Source organism: Microbacterium sp. Cr-K20 (assembly GCF_000708325.1).
Lineage (GTDB): Bacteria > Actinomycetota > Actinomycetes > Actinomycetales > Microbacteriaceae > Microbacterium.
Genome location: NZ_JARE01000050.1, coordinates 119,403 through 133,966, shown reverse-complemented (window position 1 = coordinate 133,966; position 14,564 = coordinate 119,403). Strand labels below are relative to the sequence as shown.

Here is a 14,564-nt window from a genome sequence, read left to right as displayed (position 1 = left end):
TTCGTCTTCCCGTCAGTCGATCGTGACGTAGTCGGGGCCCGAGTAGTGGCCGGAGCTGAGCTTCTGACGCTGCAGGAGCACATCGTTGAGAAGGCTGGACGCACCGAAGCGGAACAGGTGCGGCTGCAGCCACTCCTCCCCCACGGTCTCGGCCACTGTGACGAGGTACTTCACCGCGTCCTTCGAGGAGCGGATGCCGCCGGCCGGCTTCACGCCGATCTTCTCACCCGTGCCGCGGTGCCAGTCGCGGACCGTCTCGAGCATCAGCAGCGTGGTCGGCAGGGTCGCCGCAGGCTGCACTTTTCCGGTCGACGTCTTGATGAAGTCGCCTCCCGCCAGGATGCCGAGCCAGGAGGCGCGCTTGATGTTGTCGTAGGTGTTCAGTTCACCGGTCTCGAGGATCACCTTGAGGGAGGCGGACGAACCGTCTTCGCGGCGGCAGGCTTCCTTCACCTGGGCGATCTGATCGAACACGAGGCCGTAGCGGCCGGAGAGGAAGGCTCCCCGATCGATGACCATGTCGATCTCGTCTGCGCCCGCGGCGACCGCCTCGGCGGTGTCGGCGAGCTTGATCGCGAGCGACGCACGGCCGCTCGGGAAAGCCGTGGCCACTGCCGCGACCGAGATCAGACCGTCGTCGGGGTCGCCGTGCAGGCCGCCGAGGGCGGTGACCGCGTCGCCCACCATGTCGCCGTACACGCACACGGCCGCGACCCGAGGGGTCGAGGGGTCGGCGGCGTCCGGATTCTTCGCCTTCGCGACGAGCGATCGCACCTTGCCAGGAGTGTCCGCACCCTCGAGTGTGGTGAGGTCGATCAGCTTGATGATGGTGTCGAGGGCCCAGGCCTTCGACGTGGTCTTGATGGAGCGGGTGCCGAGGCCCGCAGCGCGCTGCTCCAGGCCGACCGCGTCGACGCCGGGGAGCCCGTGCAGGAAGCGACGGAGGGTGGCGTCGTCCGGCTCACCGCCGAGGACATCCACCGCCGTCCTGCGGCTGATTTCTGTGGTCGTCACTGTTCCTCCAACAATGCTCGTGCTGTGGTCTCATCGGTCACCAGTACGCCGCACAGGCCACTGGTCACGACCGTACGTGCGATGTCGTGCTTGGCGGGGCCCGCCGTGACGAAGATCGCGTGGGCGGCTCCGCGCAGCCGGTCGAGCGACACGCCGACCGTCCGGGCGTCGAGCTGCGAGTCGACGATGTTGCCCTCGGCATCGACGTAGCGGCCGAGAACGTCGCCGACCGCGCCGCGCCGCGCCAGCTCCTCGACCTCTTCGCCCGTGAGGTAGCCGTTCTCGACGTGGGCGGACGAGGCATCGCAAGGTCCCGCGGTGAACAGGAACGCCTGCGCCTCGGCAGCTTCTTCGAGAACCGCCGCGACCGTGCGGTCGGACTCGATGGCCTGTTTGGTCTCCACGCGCTCGAGGATCGCCGGGCTCGGCAGCAGCGACACCTGCCCGGAGGCGCGCTGGGCGATCGTCACGGCCAGCCCGGCCGCACCGCCGGAGCGGCGGTTCAGGCTGACGCCGCCGTTGAGCTGCACGACGGTGACGCCGTTGGCCCATCCGTCGGGGAGGGCTTCAGCGACGGCACGGAGCGTACGCCCCCAGCTCACGCCGAGGGTGCGCGGAACCGGACGCAGCGCGGTAAGGAAGTCGGCGGCAGCCTGCGCGACGCGCTCGAGCGTCCCGTCGTCGCCGTCCGGCGCGGGCACGACGACGGCATCGGTGAGGCCGAACCGCTCCACCAGCATCCGCTCCAGACCGAGCCGACGGGCACGCGGGTGCACGATCTCGATGCGCACGATGCCGCGGTCCTTGGCCTGGACCAGAAGTCGGCCGACCTTCCAGCGGGAGATCTTGAGGAGCCCGCCGATCTCGTCCTGGGTCTTGTCCTCGTCGTAGTAGAGCTCGGCGACGCGAACCATGAGCAGATCTTCTTCCACGGCATCCTCCTTCCTCACCCAGCGTAGGCCGGAAACTGCGTTCGCGCACGCAATTGCTCATATGAGCAGAACGCCCGCAGCGCGTGCACATTCGCCGGACACGGCGAAGGGGCGCCCGTCATGATGACGGACGCCCCTTCAGAACCGAACGGTCTCAGACCCGCTTGCGCGTGGTGAGCACCTGGTCGACGATGCCGTACTCCAGCGCCTGCGCGGCGGAGAGGATGTTGTCGCGATCGATGTCGCGGTTCACCTGCTCCGGGGTGCGCTTGGTGTGCCCGGCCAGGGTCTCCTCGAGCCAGGTCCGCATACGGAGGATCTCCGCGGCCTGGATCTCGATGTCCGAAGCCTGGCCGTGGCCGGCCTCGCCCATCGCGGGCTGGTGGATCAGCACTCGGGCGTTCGGCAGCGCGAGACGCTTGCCGGGCGCGCCGGCCGCGAGCAGCACGGCCGCGGCGGATGCCGCCTGGCCGAGCACCACGGTCTGGATCTGCGGCGCGACGTACTGCATCGTGTCGTAGATCGCCGTCATCGCGGTGAACGAACCACCGGGCGAGTTGATGTACATCGTGATGTCACGCTCGGAGTCCTGGCTCTCCAGGACGAGGAGCTGCGCCATCACGTCGTCGGCCGACGCGTCGTCGACCTGCACGCCGAGGAAGATCACGCGGTCTTCGAACAGCTTGTTGTACGGGTCCTGACGCTTGAACCCGTAGGCCGTGCGCTCCTCGAACTGCGGGAGCACGTAGCGGCTGGAGGGCAGGTCACCGGCAGCGCGGAAGGTGGGTGTGTACATGAGCGTCCTTTCGCTTTCCGTTACTCGGTGTCCTGGTCGGTTCCGCCGCCGCCGATGACGTCGGAGGCCGATTCGCGGATGTGGTCGACGAAGCCGTACTCGAGCGCTTCCTCGGCGGTGAACCAGCGGTCGCGGTCACCGTCGGCGTTGATCTGCTCGACAGACTTGCCGGTCTGCGCTGCGGTGATCTCGGCGAGGCGGTTCTTCATCGACATGATGAGCTGCGCCTGGGTCTGGATGTCACTCGACGTACCGCCGAAGCCACCGTGCGGCTGGTGCAGCAGCACCCGGGCGTTGGGCGTGATGTAGCGCTTGCCCTTGGTGCCCGCGGTCAGCAGCAGCTGGCCCATCGAGGCTGCCATTCCGATGCCGACGGTGACGATGTCGTTCGGCACGAACTGCATCGTGTCGTAGATCGCCATACCCGCGGTGATCGAGCCACCCGGCGAGTTCACGTAGAGGTAGATGTCTCGCTCGGAGTCCTCTGCGGCGAGAAGAAGGATCTTCGCGCAGATCTCGTTCGCGTTCTCGTCTCGCACCTCCGAGCCGAGCCAGATGATGCGGTCCTTCAGCAACCTGTCGAAGACGCTCGTTGCGAGGAGGGGTTCTGCAGCCATGTCAGCTCCTGATTCCGTGTTTCAGTGATTCGAATCTACCGGCGACAACGCAGCACTCAGGCCGTGTTCGCCGTCGGCATATCAGGTGTCGGTGCCGGCGATCTCGTGGGCGTAGGCCGTCATCGAGCGGTGGTACCGCGGGAGGTGCGGCACAAGGGCGAGCAACGCGACCGAGAGCCCCTGCGCCGGTCGCCCGGCACTCGCGAGGATGAGTGCGTGGACCGTCGCGACGGCGTCGCGATAGGGCCCATCAGCCGACAGCTCCTCCTCGGCACGGATGACGGCGAGAGCCTCGTCGTACTCCCCCAGGTTGCGCAGGGAGCTCGCCAGCTGGATCACGCACTGCGGGCGGTGCTCCTCGTCGAGACCGAGCTGCAGGGCGCGCCGGTACAGTTCCACGGCCTCGGCCGGCTTCCCCGCAGAGTCGCGCGCACCCGCACGTTCGAACTCCGCGCGTGCGTCGTCCGATCCGCGCTCGGCGGCCAGGGCATCGATCCGCGCGATCGTGTCGTCGCCGACCTCTTCGCCCGTCGCGTCGTCCCACACCTCGTCGATGCGCTCATCCCACGTCTTCATCGCTGCTCTCCCTGGATGGAAAAGAGGGCGGATGCCGCAGCATCCGCCCTCTTCATTGGATCGTTTGCGATCACTCAGCCTTGTCGGCAGCCTTCTTGGCCGGAGCCTTCTTGGCGGCAGGCTTCTTGGCAGCCGGCTTCTTCTCGGCGGGCTCGTCCGCAGCGTCGGCGTCGGCCTTCTTGGCCGGAGCCTTCTTCGCGGGCGCCTTCTTGGCCGGAGCCTTCTTGGCCGGCTTCTCCTCGGCTTCGGCCTCAGCCTCGGCGGCCTCGTCGTCCGTGACGATGAAGTCGGAGAGGTCGACGGCCTTGCCGTTGCTGTCGACGACCTTGACCTTGCCGAGCGCGATGGCGAGGGCCTTGTTCCGGGCGACCTCACCGACGAGCGCGGGCAGCTGGTTCGAGGACTGCAGCGCCTCGACGAACTCCTGCGGCGCCATGCCGTACTGCGCGGCCGACTGGATCAGGTACTGGCTGAGCTCTTCCTGCGAGACCTGCACGTCAGCCTGCTCGGCGATCGTGTCGAGCAGCACCTGCGTGCGGAACTGCTTCTCGCTGGCCTCGGTGACCTCGGCGCGGTGCACGTCGTCCTCGAGACGGCCTTCGCCCTCGAGGTGGTTGTGCACCTCGTCCTCGATGAGCTGCGGCGGAACCGGGATCTCGATCTTCTCGAGCAGCGCCTCGACGAGCTTGTCGCGCGCGGCGGAACCCTGCGTGAAGACGCCCTGCTGTGCGACGCGCTCAGCCAGGCTCTCGCGGAGCTCCGCGATGGTGTCGAACTCGCTCGCGATCTGCGCGAAGTCGTCGTCGGCCTCGGGAAGCTCGCGCTCCTTGACGGCCTTGACGGACACGGAGACCTCGGCCTCGGAGCCGGCGTGGTCGCCGCCCACGAGAGCCGAGCGGAACGTGGTGTCCTCACCGGCGGTGAGCGACTCGATCGCGTCGTCGATGCCCTCGAGCAGCTCGCCGGAGCCGATCTCGTAGGAGACGCCCTCGGCGCGGTCGATCTCGGCGCCGTCGATCGTCGCGACGAGGTCGAGTTCGACGAAGTCGCCCTTCGCTGCCGGACGGTCGACCGGCACCAGCGTGCCGAAGCGCGCACGCATGTTGTCGAGCTCGGCATCCAGTGCGGCCTCGTCGGCTTCGACGGCGTCGACCGTCACGGTGATGTCGTCGTAGGCGGGCAGCTCGATGTCGGGGCGGACGTCCACCTCGATGTCGACGAGCAGGTCACCGGAGAAGTCCTTCTCGTTCGGCCACTGCGTGATGTCGGCGGCCGGACGGCCGACGACGCGCAGCTTGTGCTCGACCGTGGCGTCACGGAAGAACTTGTCCAGGCCCTCGTTCACCGCGTGCTCGATGACCGCACCGCGGCCGATGCGCTGATCGATGATGGGCGCCGGGACCTTGCCCTTGCGGAAGCCGGGGATCTGCACGTCCTGAGCGATGTGCTCGTAGGCGTGCGCGATGCTGGGCTTGAGGTCGTCCGGGGTGACCGTGATGGTGAGCTTGACCCGGGTCGGGGTCAGCTTCTCGACGGTGCTGTTCGCCATGCTGGTGTGTTCTCCTTGTGATTTCCGCGCGGTATCGCGGCTGTAAGGTCCGTGGGGCCGTGTCGGGGCGACAGGAGTTGAACCTGCGACCTCCCGCTCCCAAAGCGGGCGCTCTACCAAGCTGAGCTACGCCCCGGGGAATCCGCACGCAGATTCAGCCCCACCGAGTCTAACGGACGAGAGCACCCCCGACTGTCCGGTATGATCGATGAGTCCGGAGATGCGACTCCGGCCCGTCCCCGAGATTCCGCGGGGATCCGGGGCTGTAGCTTAGTGGTAAAGCCTTAGTCTTCCAAACTAATGATGCGGGTTCGATTCCCGTCAGCCCCTCCAGGTCAGAAGGCCCCCATCGGAAACGGTGGGGGCCTTCTCGCATGCGCGGCGATCGGTCCAATACGCTGAAAGCACCGACCCTCGCAGTCTCCGACCGGAAGGCACCATCGAATGGGCACGACGTGACCGCCCCGCTTCCGTCCGGCCTGGAGGCTTCGATCCCCCTGACACGCGGGCCCCACGAGCTGCCGGCGCGCTTCTCCTCGAGTCCGAATCCGACCGCGCGTCCCCGTGCTCGCCGTCGCCCGCATCGAGGCCTCGTCATCGGCGTTCTCGGCGGCGCCGCGGTGATCGCCGCCCTCGGCATCACCCAGCTGTCCGCGAACCTCGGCTACGACGCTGCCGCGGACCGATTCGCCGACACTCTGCGGACCGCGACGGCGATCACGTCGGAAACCGCTCACACCCGAGACGTGCTGACCCGAGCGACGGATGCCGGCCACGTCATCCTGGACGCGGGCAGCGCACAGATCGCCGTGCCGGAGGAGACCGTCTCTGCACTGTCGACCGCCGTCGCGGAGGGGGAAGAAGCCGGAGCGGTCGCGGAGGAGCTCCTCGCCACCGCGTTGCCGTCCCCCGACGAGAAGCCGGTCTGGTTCTGGGAGCTGTTCGGAGCCTCTGCGGCGCTCGTCGAGGACGAGAGCTCGCTCGACGAGCTGGCGCAGGAGCTCGAAACGGCGTCCGAGAGCGCCGTCGAAGCCGAGGAGGCCGTTCAGGAGAGTGGCCTGGGCGTGCTCTTCTCAGCCGGTGAGGCGGCAGCGGGTTTCGAGACGGCACACCCGTCAGCCCGCAACGATGCCGTGATCGCGCTCCGGAACGCCGCTGCGGATGCGCTCGCAGCGACCACCATCGACGACGACGCGGCGACCACCTATGTCGCACTGCAGGACGCGGGCGCACTGGTCATCGCGACGGAGTCCGAAGAGATGGCGGAGAAGTCGGGGCCGTTGCGAGGTGCTCGCCTGGAGATCGAGGCCTTCGCCCGCTCGCTCGCGCCCGGCGTGCTCCTCGAATTCGACTGGTCCCCCGTGGTCAACGGCGCGGGTTACAACGGCAGCATGGGCGGGTACACCACGTGGTGGTGGGATGACCCCGGCCGCGCCAACATCGAGCTGTCGAACTCGGTCGCCGAGCAGTGGCCGGCGGAGCGGAGCAAGGCACTGGTCGCGCACGAGGTCGGTCACGCGATCAGTGTCAAGTGCGAGGACATGTACGACGCGTCGACACAGGACAGCATCGAGAAATGGGCGACTGCGTGGGCCATCAGTATGGGATACACCGACGATGCCAACGGGGTCTGGGCTTACGGATACCCGCCCCAGGAGTACATCGACGCCGCCGCAGGCTGCCGCTGAGCCACGAAACAGACCCGGGAACGGAAGAAGCCGCCGTGATCGCTCACGGCGGCTTCTTCGATGTCAGGTCGAGGTCACTGTCCCCGACGCTCGCGCAGCTGGGTGAGCGCGTCGTCGAGAAGCTGGACGGCTTCCTCGTCGGTGCGACGCTCCTTCACATACGCGAGGTGCGTCTTGTACGGCTCCGCCTTCGCGAGAGCAGGAGGGTTCTCCTTGTCACGCCCGGCTGGTAGACCCGACTGCGGGTGATCGATCGTCTCGGGGATCTCCTCTTCGGGGAGTCCCGCAGCGAAGTAGCGCACGGTCTCGTTGCCGAGTCCGTCCCAGTACGAGACCGCGATGCGGTCGGCGTGATAACCGTGATCCTGCTCGCCCATCGGGCCGGAGCCGACACGGGTGCCGCGGATGGCGTTTCCACCGGTAGCCATCAGATGACCTCGAATTTCGTGATGAGGCCCAGCGCGACGATGGCGACGAACCATGTCAGTGCCAGGACGACGGTGAAGCGGTTCAGGTTCCGCTCCGCAAGACCGGAGGAGCCGACCGCAGAGGTCATGCCTCCACCGAACATGTCGGACAGTCCACCGCCCCGACCTTTGTGCAGGAGGATGAGGAGGGTCAGCAGAACGCTGGTGATGCCCAGCACGACCTGCAGGACGAACTCGAGAATTGCCACGAGAAAGAGCCTTTCGCTGGGGCCGGAACGCCCCCGTAACGGTCAAGTATACGGTGCAGCGGGGCCGCAGCCCCGCTGCACTCACACTCCGACGTGCTTCTCGAAGCGGATGATCGCTGCGAACTCGTCCACGACGAGGCTCGCCCCGCCGACCAGTGCGCCGTCCACATCGGGCTCGCGCATGAAGCTGGCGATGTTCGCCGCCTTCACGGAGCCGCCGTAGAGGACGCGCGTGCGCGCGGCTGCCTCGCCGCCCAGAACCTTCGCGACGACCGCACGCAGAGCGGCGCAGACATCCTGCGCCTGCTGCGGCGTCGCGGCCTGGCCGGAGCCGATCGCCCACACCGGCTCGTACGCCACCACGATGTCCGCCTTCGGGGACACGCCCTGAAGCGCGGCCTCGAGCTGCGACACCGGAACGGCGCTCGCACCGAACTTCTCCAGGTCGCCCGCGGTCTCACCGACGCAGATCACCGGCACGAGACCGTGCTTGAGCGATGCCTGCACCTTGGCCGCCACGACATCGTCGCCCTCGGCGTGGTATTCACGACGCTCCGAGTGGCCGATGATGACGTACTTCGCGTCGAGCTTCGCCAGGAAAGCACCGGAGACCTCACCGGTGTACGCACCGGAGTCGTGTGCCGACACATCCTGCGCACCGAGCGCGAACGGGATCTTGTCCGCGTCAATGAGCGTCTGCACGCTGCGGATGTCGGTGAACGGCGGGAAGACCGCGACCTCGACGGATCCGTCTTCGTGCTTGGCATCCTTCAACGTCCAGTGCAGCTTCTGCACGAACGCGACCGCCTGAAGGTGGTCGAGATTCATCTTCCAGTTTCCCGCGATCAGCGGGGTACGGGAGTTCACACCCATCCGAGGACCTCCAGCCCAGGTAGTTTCTTGCCCTCGAGGAACTCGAGGCTCGCGCCGCCGCCGGTCGAGATGTGACCGAACTGGTCGTCGGTGAATCCGAGCTGACGCACGGCCGCGGCGGAATCGCCGCCACCGACGACACTGAGGCCGTCGACCTCGGTGAGCGCCTGCGCGACGGTCTTGGTGCCGGCCGCGAACGCCGGGAACTCGAACACGCCCATCGGGCCGTTCCAGAACACGGTCTTCGATTCGCGGATGACGTCGGCGAAGCGTGCTGCCGTCTCCGGACCGATGTCGAGTCCGATGCCGGAGGCACCGAACGGCGTCGACTCGATCGCGTCCGCCGCGGCGACTTCGTGCGCGGCGTCCGCGCCGAACGATGCGGCGACGACGACATCGGTGGGGAGCACGAGCTCGACACCGCGTTCGGCCGCCTCAGCGATGTAGCCGCGAACCGTCTCGAGCTGATCCTCTTCCAGCAGGCTCGAAGCCACAGCGTGCCCCTGCGCCTTCAGGAAGGTGAAGAGCATTCCGCCACCGACGAGAATCCTGTCGACGCGCGGCAGCAGGTGCGAGATGACGCCGAGCTTGTCGCTGACCTTCGACCCGCCGAGCACGACCGCGTACGGGCGCTCGGGGTTCTCGGTCAGACGGTCGAGCACGTCGAGCTCGGCCGCGATCAGCAGTCCGGCCGCAGACGGGAGCAGTTCGGCGAGCTCGTAGACGCTCGCCTGCTTGCGGTGCACGACTCCGAACCCGTCGGAGACGAGCACGTCACCGAGCTCGGCGAGCTCAGCCGCGAAGGCTCCGCGCGCGGCGTCGTCCTTCGCGGTCTCCCCCGGGTTGAACCGCAGGTTCTCGATGACGACGACCCCGCCGTCCTCGAGCGAGGCGACGGCCTCCTTCGCCGACTCGCCGACCGTGTCGCGTGCGAACGCGACCGGAGCGCCGAGCAGCTCGGACAGCCGCTGAGCCACCGGCTCCAGGCTGTACTGCGGGTCGGGCGCGCCATCCGGCCGTCCGAGGTGAGAGCACACGACGACGCGGGCGCCCGCGTTGATGAGTGCATTGAGGGTCGGCAGCGAGGCGCGGACACGGCCATCGTCCGTGATGATCCCGTCCCGGAGCGGGACGTTGAGATCACAACGGACGATGACGCGCTTGCCCTCGAGCGACCCCAGTGTGTCCAGGGTGCGCAGAGTCATGTTCCTGAGCTTAGAGGCGCTCGGCCACGTACTCGGTCAGGTCGACGAGACGGTTGGAGTAGCCCCACTCGTTGTCGTACCAGCTCGAGACCTTGATCAGGTTGCCGCTCACGTTGGTGAGCGTCGAGTCGAAGATCGACGAGTGCGGGTTGTGCACGATGTCGCTCGACACGATCGGGTCCTCGTTGTACTGGAGGTAGCCGGCGAGGCGACCCTCGGCAGCAGCCTTCTTGTACGCCTCGTTGACCTCGTCGACCGTGAGGTTCTCACGGTCGGTGATGAGGGTGAGGTCGACGATCGAACCGGTGGGAACCGGAACGCGGTACGACGAGCCGCTGAGCTTGCCCTGGAGCTCCGGGAGCACCTCGCCGATGGCCTTGGCAGCACCGGTGGAAGCCGGGGTGATGTTGATCGCGGCGGCGCGTGCACGACGGAGGTCGCTGTGCGGGCCGTCCTGCAGGTTCTGGTCGGCGGTGTACGCGTGCGCGGTCATCATGAAGCCGCGGTCGATGCCGAACGCGTCGTTGAAGACCTGCGCGAGCGGTGCGAGGCAGTTCGTGGTGCACGACGCGTTGGAGATGATGTGATCCGTCTCCGGGTTGTACGTGTCCTCGTTCACGCCCATGACGAACGTGCCGTCGACACCGGTGCCCGGAGCCGAGATGAGGACCTTCTTCGCGCCGGCCTCGATGTGCTTCTTGGCGAGCTCGGCCTTGGTGAAGAAGCCGGTCGACTCGATGACGATGTCCACACCCAGCTCGCCCCACGGGAGACCGGCGGGGTCGCGCTCGGCGAAGGCCTTGATGACCTTGCCGTTGACGGTGATGCTCTCGTCGTCGTAGCTGATCTCGGCGTCGAGGGCGCCGCCCACCGAGTCGTACTTCAGCAGGTGCGCCAGGGTCTTGTTGTCGGTGAGGTCGTTGACGGCGACGATCTCAAGGTCCGCTCCCTGCGCGAGAGCCGCGCGGAAGTAGTTGCGTCCGATGCGGCCGAAGCCGTTGATACCGATCTTGACAGACACTCAGGTCTCCCTGTTTCTCGTGCGCTGCACACAGCTTTCCAGCATGTATGAAGCGCGGGGTTTTTTGGCTGAGAGGGCGTCCCGACGAGCCGTGGCCCGTCGGGACGCGACCCGATTACGACAGTACCAGCAGGCCGTTCGTCTGCTTGCGGGCGACCTCGAGGCGCTGGGCGACGTTCTCCCAGTTCGCGATGTTCCACGCGGCCTTGACGTAGTCCGCCTTGACGTTCAGGTAGTCGAGGTAGAACGCGTGCTCCCACATGTCGAGCTGGAACAGCGGGATGGTGCCCTGCGCCGTGTTCGACTGCTGGTCGAACAGCTGCTGGATGATCAGGCGCGAGCCGATCGAGTCCCAGCTGAGCACGGCCCAGCCGGAGCCCTGGATGCCGGTCGCCGCCGCGGTGAAGTGCGCCTGAAACTTCTCGAACGAGCCGAAGTACTCGTCGATGGCCGCCTTCAGCTCGCCCTCGGGCTGGCCTCCGCCGTTCGGCGACAGGTTCGTCCAGAAGATCGAGTGGTTGACGTGGCCGCCGAGGTTGAAGGCGAGGTCCTTCTCGAGCTTGTTGACGTTCGCGAGGTTGCCGCTCTCGCGGGCTTCTGCGAGCTGGTCGAGCGCGGTGTTCGCACCCGCGACGTACGTCGCGTGGTGCTTGTCATGGTGCAGTTCCATGATCTTGCCGCTGATGTGCGGCTCGAGGGCTGCGAAGTCGTAGGGAAGGTCGGGGAGCGTGTAAGTCGCCATATCGCTTTCATCCAATCCGCGCCGCGCCGCGGCGCTTGCCGATCCTCCGCGCCGCCGATGTGCGGCGTAGAGCGGACATCTTTCATCCTACTGACGACAACGCGGGTGCGCCCCGGAACCTTCCGCCATATGACGGTTCGGACCGGTCGACCCGGATCAGGCGTTCAGCCCCATCTGCGGGATGCCGAGAGCGAACGGACTGAGCACGAGCTTGCGACGGTCGACGTACATCAGCGAGTCCTGTCGGAGTGCCGCCGGATACGGCGCCCCCGTGGCCACGATCTGCTCCAGGAGTGCGCCCGCGGCAATCGACGCGTTCTCGGGGGTGGCGGGGAACGAGATCCGCTTTGCGTGCGCCTTCCCGCCCACCGGCATCACATGTATGTTCCCGGTCCCCGCCTTGAACGCGATGCTCAGCGAGGTCTTGCGGCGCGCCGCCCAGCGGTCGGCCCTGGCGAGGGCGTCATGTGCCGGATCGGCGTACCAGACGTGCAGCTGCGCCTCGGAACGCCCGTCCCCCAGCGCGGCCGTCGCCTCGCACAGCGTGACGAGTGTCCGGGTCAGGACCGGAGCCAGCGCGTCGAAATCGTCGACGACCCGCTCCCCCGGCAGGTAGCTGCCTTCGGGGAGGAGGCCGATGTCATCCGCGCGCCACCGGTAGGGAAGAGCAGAGTCGGGCAGGGACTCGAAGTTCCGATACTCCTCGTCAGCGATGGCATCCATGTGCGCGACGAGGATCTGCGCACCGCCACTGCTCGACGGACGGACGGAGATCTGCCGCGCGCCGTCGTACCAGCGGACGAAAGGCCCCTCGGTGATCGTGGGAGCGACGCCGAGGACCGTGATCGCATCACGGATCGTCTCCGCGAACGGCGTCTCGACCGTCGCCTCACCGAACTCTGCACTGCGCCAGCCGAAGACACTCATGCAGGGATTCTCTCAGACGTCGAGTCCCACGGGCACGGCGGCCTCGGTGCCCGGAATACCCTCCTGCTGAGCGCGCTTGTCGGCCATCGCCAGCAGGCGCCGGATGCGGCCGGCGACAGCATCCTTCGTCAGCGGCGGGTCGGCGTGATGGCCGAGCTCGTCGAGGCTGGCATCCCGGTGAGCCAGACGCAGCTCTCCGGCGACCTTCAGATGATCGGGTACCTCGTCGGCCAGGATCTCGAGTGCGCGCTCCACACGCGCGCAGGCGGCGACCGCGGCCTGCGCCGAGCGGCGCAGGTTCGCGTCGTCGAAGTTCACGAGGCGGTTGACCCCGGCACGGACCTCGCGGCGCTGACGGAGTTCTTCCCACGCGATGGCGGTCTTCTGCGCGCCCATCTCGTTGAGGATGGTGCGGATCGCCTCCCCTTCGCGCACGACGACACGCGGCATGCCGCGGACCTCGCGAGCCTTGGCGGCCACGCCGAGCCGGTGCGCGGCACCGACGAGGGCCATCGCCGCTTCCGACGACGGGCAGACGACCTCGAGCATGGCCGAACGGCCCGGCTCGCTCAGGGTGCCGGCGGCGAGGAACGCGCCGCGCCACAAGCCGGCGACCTCGGCCCGAGAACCGGTCGTGAGGCGGTTCGGGAGCCCGCGCACGGGACGCCGCCGCTGGTCGAGAAGGCCCGTCTGACGGGCGAGCGTCTCGCCCTGGGCGATCACCCGCACGGCCCACCGGGCACCGTCGTTCGCGGTGCTCGACTGCACCTGCGCGATCTCGGGACGCACGCCGTAGATCTCGGCGAGGTCACGTGCGACGCGGCGCGCGAGAGTCTCGGCGTCCACCTCGGCCTCCACGGCCACGCGGCCGGCGATCGAATGCAGACCACCGGCGAACCGGAGGATCGCGGTGACTTCCGCAACTCGCACCGTCGGGGGTGCATTGCGGATGCTGACCAGCTCGGCCTTGACGTCGGTGGTTAGTGCCACGACACTCCTTCACGTTCACGCGCCGGGTCGCGGCGCAAACGTCCAGCTTACTCGGCCGGGCGGACCGCTATTCTCGGCCGAGGTCTCGATGGCGGACGTTGACGGCGACGCCGGGGATCGCGGACAGCCTGCGCGCGAGCTCCTCCGACATCGCGACCGAACGGTGCTTTCCCCCCGTGCAACCGATCGCGATCGTGGAGTGGCTCTTGTTCTCTCGCTGATACCCCTCGAGGACCGGGACGAGGGCGGTCGAGTAGGCGTCCAGGAACTCCATCGCACCGGGCCGCGAGAGAACGTAGTCACGAACCGTCTCGTCCTGGCCGGTGAGGCCGCGGAGTTCTTCGTTCCAGAACGGGTTGGGCAGGAATCTCATGTCGGCGACGATGTCGACGTCGGTCGGCAGGCCGTACTTGAATCCGAAGCTGAGGAGCGTCACCCGGTGACGCGCCGCGCCCTCCTCCGAGAAGATGTCCGACACCTGTGTCGCCAGTTGATGGATGTTGAGTCGCGAGGTGTCGATGACAAGGTCCGCTGCCTCGCGGATCGGGGCGAGCCTGGTGCGCTCGATGCGGATCCCGTCGAGGAGCGTCCCATCCCCCTGGAGCGGATGCGGTCGCCGGACGGACTCGAAGCGCCTTACGAGGACGTCGTCGGAGGCGTCGAGGAAAAGGACACGGACGGATCCGCGAGAGCGGAGAGCTCGCGCGACCCCGGGGAAATCGTCGAAGAGGTTGCGGCCTCGGACATCAACCACGGCGGCCACCTTGGGAAGCGCATTGCCGCCCATATCGGTCAGATCCAGCAGCGGTCGGAGGATCTGGGGCGGGAGGTTGTCGACGACGTACCAGCCGAGATCCTCCAGCGCATTCGCCACCGTGGTCCGGCCCGCGCCGGACATTCCCGTGACGATGAGGAATTCGCCCTTTTCCTCGTCAGACATTGCTCAGTGCTCCCTCTC

At 67.5% G+C, this 14,564-nt stretch carries 16 protein-coding genes and 2 tRNA genes; 2 read left to right on the top strand and 16 right to left on the bottom strand.

All coding sequences use genetic code 11. The features are described 5' to 3' along the window. Positions 1 to 12: 12 nt before the first annotated feature. The 7 genes from deoC to GZ67_RS0111425 all read right to left on the bottom strand — a co-directional run bounded on the left by deoC (position 13) and on the right by GZ67_RS0111425 (position 5,620). Entirely contained in the window at positions 13 to 1,014 is a 1,002-nt protein-coding gene (gene deoC, locus GZ67_RS0111455) for a deoxyribose-phosphate aldolase (RefSeq protein ID WP_029261629.1), read from the bottom strand. After that, positions 1,011 to 1,946, bottom strand: coding sequence for a sugar-binding transcriptional regulator (locus GZ67_RS0111450; RefSeq protein ID WP_029261628.1), 936 nt, complete (start codon positions 1,944 to 1,946; stop codon positions 1,011 to 1,013). The genes deoC and GZ67_RS0111450 overlap by 4 nt, the downstream gene beginning before the upstream one ends. A 154-nt stretch (positions 1,947 to 2,100) precedes the next feature. After that, positions 2,101 to 2,742, bottom strand: coding sequence for an ATP-dependent Clp protease proteolytic subunit (locus GZ67_RS0111445; protein ID WP_029261627.1), 642 nt, complete (start codon positions 2,740 to 2,742; stop codon positions 2,101 to 2,103). A 20-nt stretch (positions 2,743 to 2,762) separates the two neighbouring features. Then, a complete protein-coding gene (locus GZ67_RS0111440; RefSeq protein ID WP_017830295.1) occupies positions 2,763 to 3,359 on the bottom strand; it encodes an ATP-dependent Clp protease proteolytic subunit in 597 nt (198 codons plus the stop codon). A gap of 81 nt (positions 3,360 to 3,440) precedes the next feature. Continuing rightward, positions 3,441 to 3,935 carry a tetratricopeptide repeat protein gene (locus GZ67_RS0111435; protein WP_029261626.1) on the bottom strand — a complete coding sequence of 165 codons (495 nt, stop codon included), beginning with the start codon at positions 3,933 to 3,935 and terminating at the stop codon, positions 3,441 to 3,443. 70 nt (positions 3,936 to 4,005) lie between these two features. After that, complete coding sequence (gene tig / locus GZ67_RS0111430; protein WP_029261625.1) at positions 4,006 to 5,484, bottom strand: trigger factor; 1,479 nt, start codon at positions 5,482 to 5,484, stop codon at positions 4,006 to 4,008. A 62-nt stretch (positions 5,485 to 5,546) separates the two neighbouring features. After that, positions 5,547 to 5,620, bottom strand: a tRNA-Pro gene (locus GZ67_RS0111425). Positions 5,621 to 5,743: 123 nt separating this feature from the next. Here GZ67_RS0111425 and GZ67_RS0111420 point away from each other — a divergent pair. Both GZ67_RS0111420 and GZ67_RS0111415 read left to right on the top strand, forming a co-directional pair. Continuing rightward, positions 5,744 to 5,817 (top strand) — tRNA-Gly (locus tag GZ67_RS0111420). A 122-nt stretch (positions 5,818 to 5,939) separates the two neighbouring features. Continuing rightward, a complete protein-coding gene (locus tag GZ67_RS0111415) occupies positions 5,940 to 7,172 on the top strand; it encodes a hypothetical protein (RefSeq protein WP_029261624.1) in 1,233 nt (410 codons plus the stop codon). A gap of 74 nt (positions 7,173 to 7,246) precedes the next feature. Here GZ67_RS0111415 and GZ67_RS0111410 read toward each other — a convergent pair whose 3' ends face one another. The 9 genes from GZ67_RS0111410 to rapZ all read right to left on the bottom strand — a co-directional run bounded on the left by GZ67_RS0111410 (position 7,247) and on the right by rapZ (position 14,546). Continuing rightward, the gene (locus tag GZ67_RS0111410; RefSeq protein WP_017830291.1) at positions 7,247 to 7,600 is read right to left on the bottom strand and encodes an RNA polymerase-binding protein RbpA; all 354 of its coding nucleotides are present in this window, start codon (positions 7,598 to 7,600) and stop codon (positions 7,247 to 7,249) included. Beyond that, positions 7,600 to 7,848 carry a preprotein translocase subunit SecG gene (secG, locus tag GZ67_RS0111405; protein ID WP_029261623.1) on the bottom strand — a complete coding sequence of 83 codons (249 nt, stop codon included), beginning with the start codon at positions 7,846 to 7,848 and terminating at the stop codon, positions 7,600 to 7,602. The genes GZ67_RS0111410 and secG overlap by 1 nt, the downstream gene beginning before the upstream one ends. Before the next feature lie 81 nt (positions 7,849 to 7,929). Continuing rightward, the gene (gene tpiA / locus GZ67_RS0111400) at positions 7,930 to 8,721 is read right to left on the bottom strand and encodes a triose-phosphate isomerase (protein ID WP_029261622.1); all 792 of its coding nucleotides are present in this window, start codon (positions 8,719 to 8,721) and stop codon (positions 7,930 to 7,932) included. Beyond that, positions 8,712 to 9,926 carry a phosphoglycerate kinase gene (locus GZ67_RS0111395; RefSeq protein WP_029261621.1) on the bottom strand — a complete coding sequence of 405 codons (1,215 nt, stop codon included), beginning with the start codon at positions 9,924 to 9,926 and terminating at the stop codon, positions 8,712 to 8,714. The genes tpiA and GZ67_RS0111395 overlap by 10 nt, the downstream gene beginning before the upstream one ends. A gap of 10 nt (positions 9,927 to 9,936) precedes the next feature. Continuing rightward, positions 9,937 to 10,947, bottom strand: coding sequence for a type I glyceraldehyde-3-phosphate dehydrogenase (gap, locus tag GZ67_RS0111390; RefSeq protein ID WP_029261620.1), 1,011 nt, complete (start codon positions 10,945 to 10,947; stop codon positions 9,937 to 9,939). Between the two features lie 115 nt (positions 10,948 to 11,062). Further along, positions 11,063 to 11,689, bottom strand: coding sequence for a superoxide dismutase (locus tag GZ67_RS0111385; protein ID WP_029261619.1), 627 nt, complete (start codon positions 11,687 to 11,689; stop codon positions 11,063 to 11,065). Positions 11,690 to 11,845: 156 nt separating this feature from the next. Beyond that, positions 11,846 to 12,616, bottom strand: a complete 771-nt coding sequence (locus GZ67_RS0111380; protein WP_029261618.1) for a hypothetical protein — start codon at positions 12,614 to 12,616, stop codon at positions 11,846 to 11,848. A gap of 12 nt (positions 12,617 to 12,628) precedes the next feature. Beyond that, positions 12,629 to 13,606: a DNA-binding protein WhiA gene (gene whiA / locus GZ67_RS0111375; protein WP_017202788.1), complete on the bottom strand. Its 978-nt coding sequence runs from the start codon at positions 13,604 to 13,606 to the stop codon at positions 12,629 to 12,631. A 67-nt stretch (positions 13,607 to 13,673) separates the two neighbouring features. Further along, positions 13,674 to 14,546 (bottom strand): RNase adapter RapZ, encoded by an 873-nt coding sequence (gene rapZ / locus GZ67_RS0111370; RefSeq protein WP_029261617.1) that lies wholly within the window; start codon positions 14,544 to 14,546, stop codon positions 13,674 to 13,676. Positions 14,547 to 14,564: the final 18 nt, after the last annotated feature.

Excerpts from the sequence above, each read along its gene's own strand:
- GZ67_RS0111445 (WP_029261627.1), bottom strand. The coding sequence starts at position 2,742 with ATGTACACACCCACCTTCCGCGCTGCCGGTGACCTGCCCTCCAGCCGC.
- GZ67_RS0111440 (WP_017830295.1), bottom strand. The coding sequence starts at position 3,359 with ATGGCTGCAGAACCCCTCCTCGCAACGAGCGTCTTCGACAGGTTGCTG.
- GZ67_RS0111435 (WP_029261626.1), bottom strand. The coding sequence starts at position 3,935 with ATGAAGACGTGGGATGAGCGCATCGACGAGGTGTGGGACGACGCGACG.
- tig (WP_029261625.1), bottom strand. The coding sequence starts at position 5,484 with ATGGCGAACAGCACCGTCGAGAAGCTGACCCCGACCCGGGTCAAGCTC.
- GZ67_RS0111410 (WP_017830291.1), bottom strand. The coding sequence starts at position 7,600 with ATGGCTACCGGTGGAAACGCCATCCGCGGCACCCGTGTCGGCTCCGGC.
- tpiA (WP_029261622.1), bottom strand. The coding sequence starts at position 8,721 with ATGGGTGTGAACTCCCGTACCCCGCTGATCGCGGGAAACTGGAAGATG.
- GZ67_RS0111395 (WP_029261621.1), bottom strand. The coding sequence starts at position 9,926 with ATGACTCTGCGCACCCTGGACACACTGGGGTCGCTCGAGGGCAAGCGC.
- GZ67_RS0111385 (WP_029261619.1), bottom strand. The coding sequence starts at position 11,689 with ATGGCGACTTACACGCTCCCCGACCTTCCCTACGACTTCGCAGCCCTC.
- GZ67_RS0111380 (WP_029261618.1), bottom strand. The coding sequence starts at position 12,616 with ATGAGTGTCTTCGGCTGGCGCAGTGCAGAGTTCGGTGAGGCGACGGTC.
- rapZ (WP_029261617.1), bottom strand. The coding sequence starts at position 14,546 with ATGTCTGACGAGGAAAAGGGCGAATTCCTCATCGTCACGGGAATGTCC.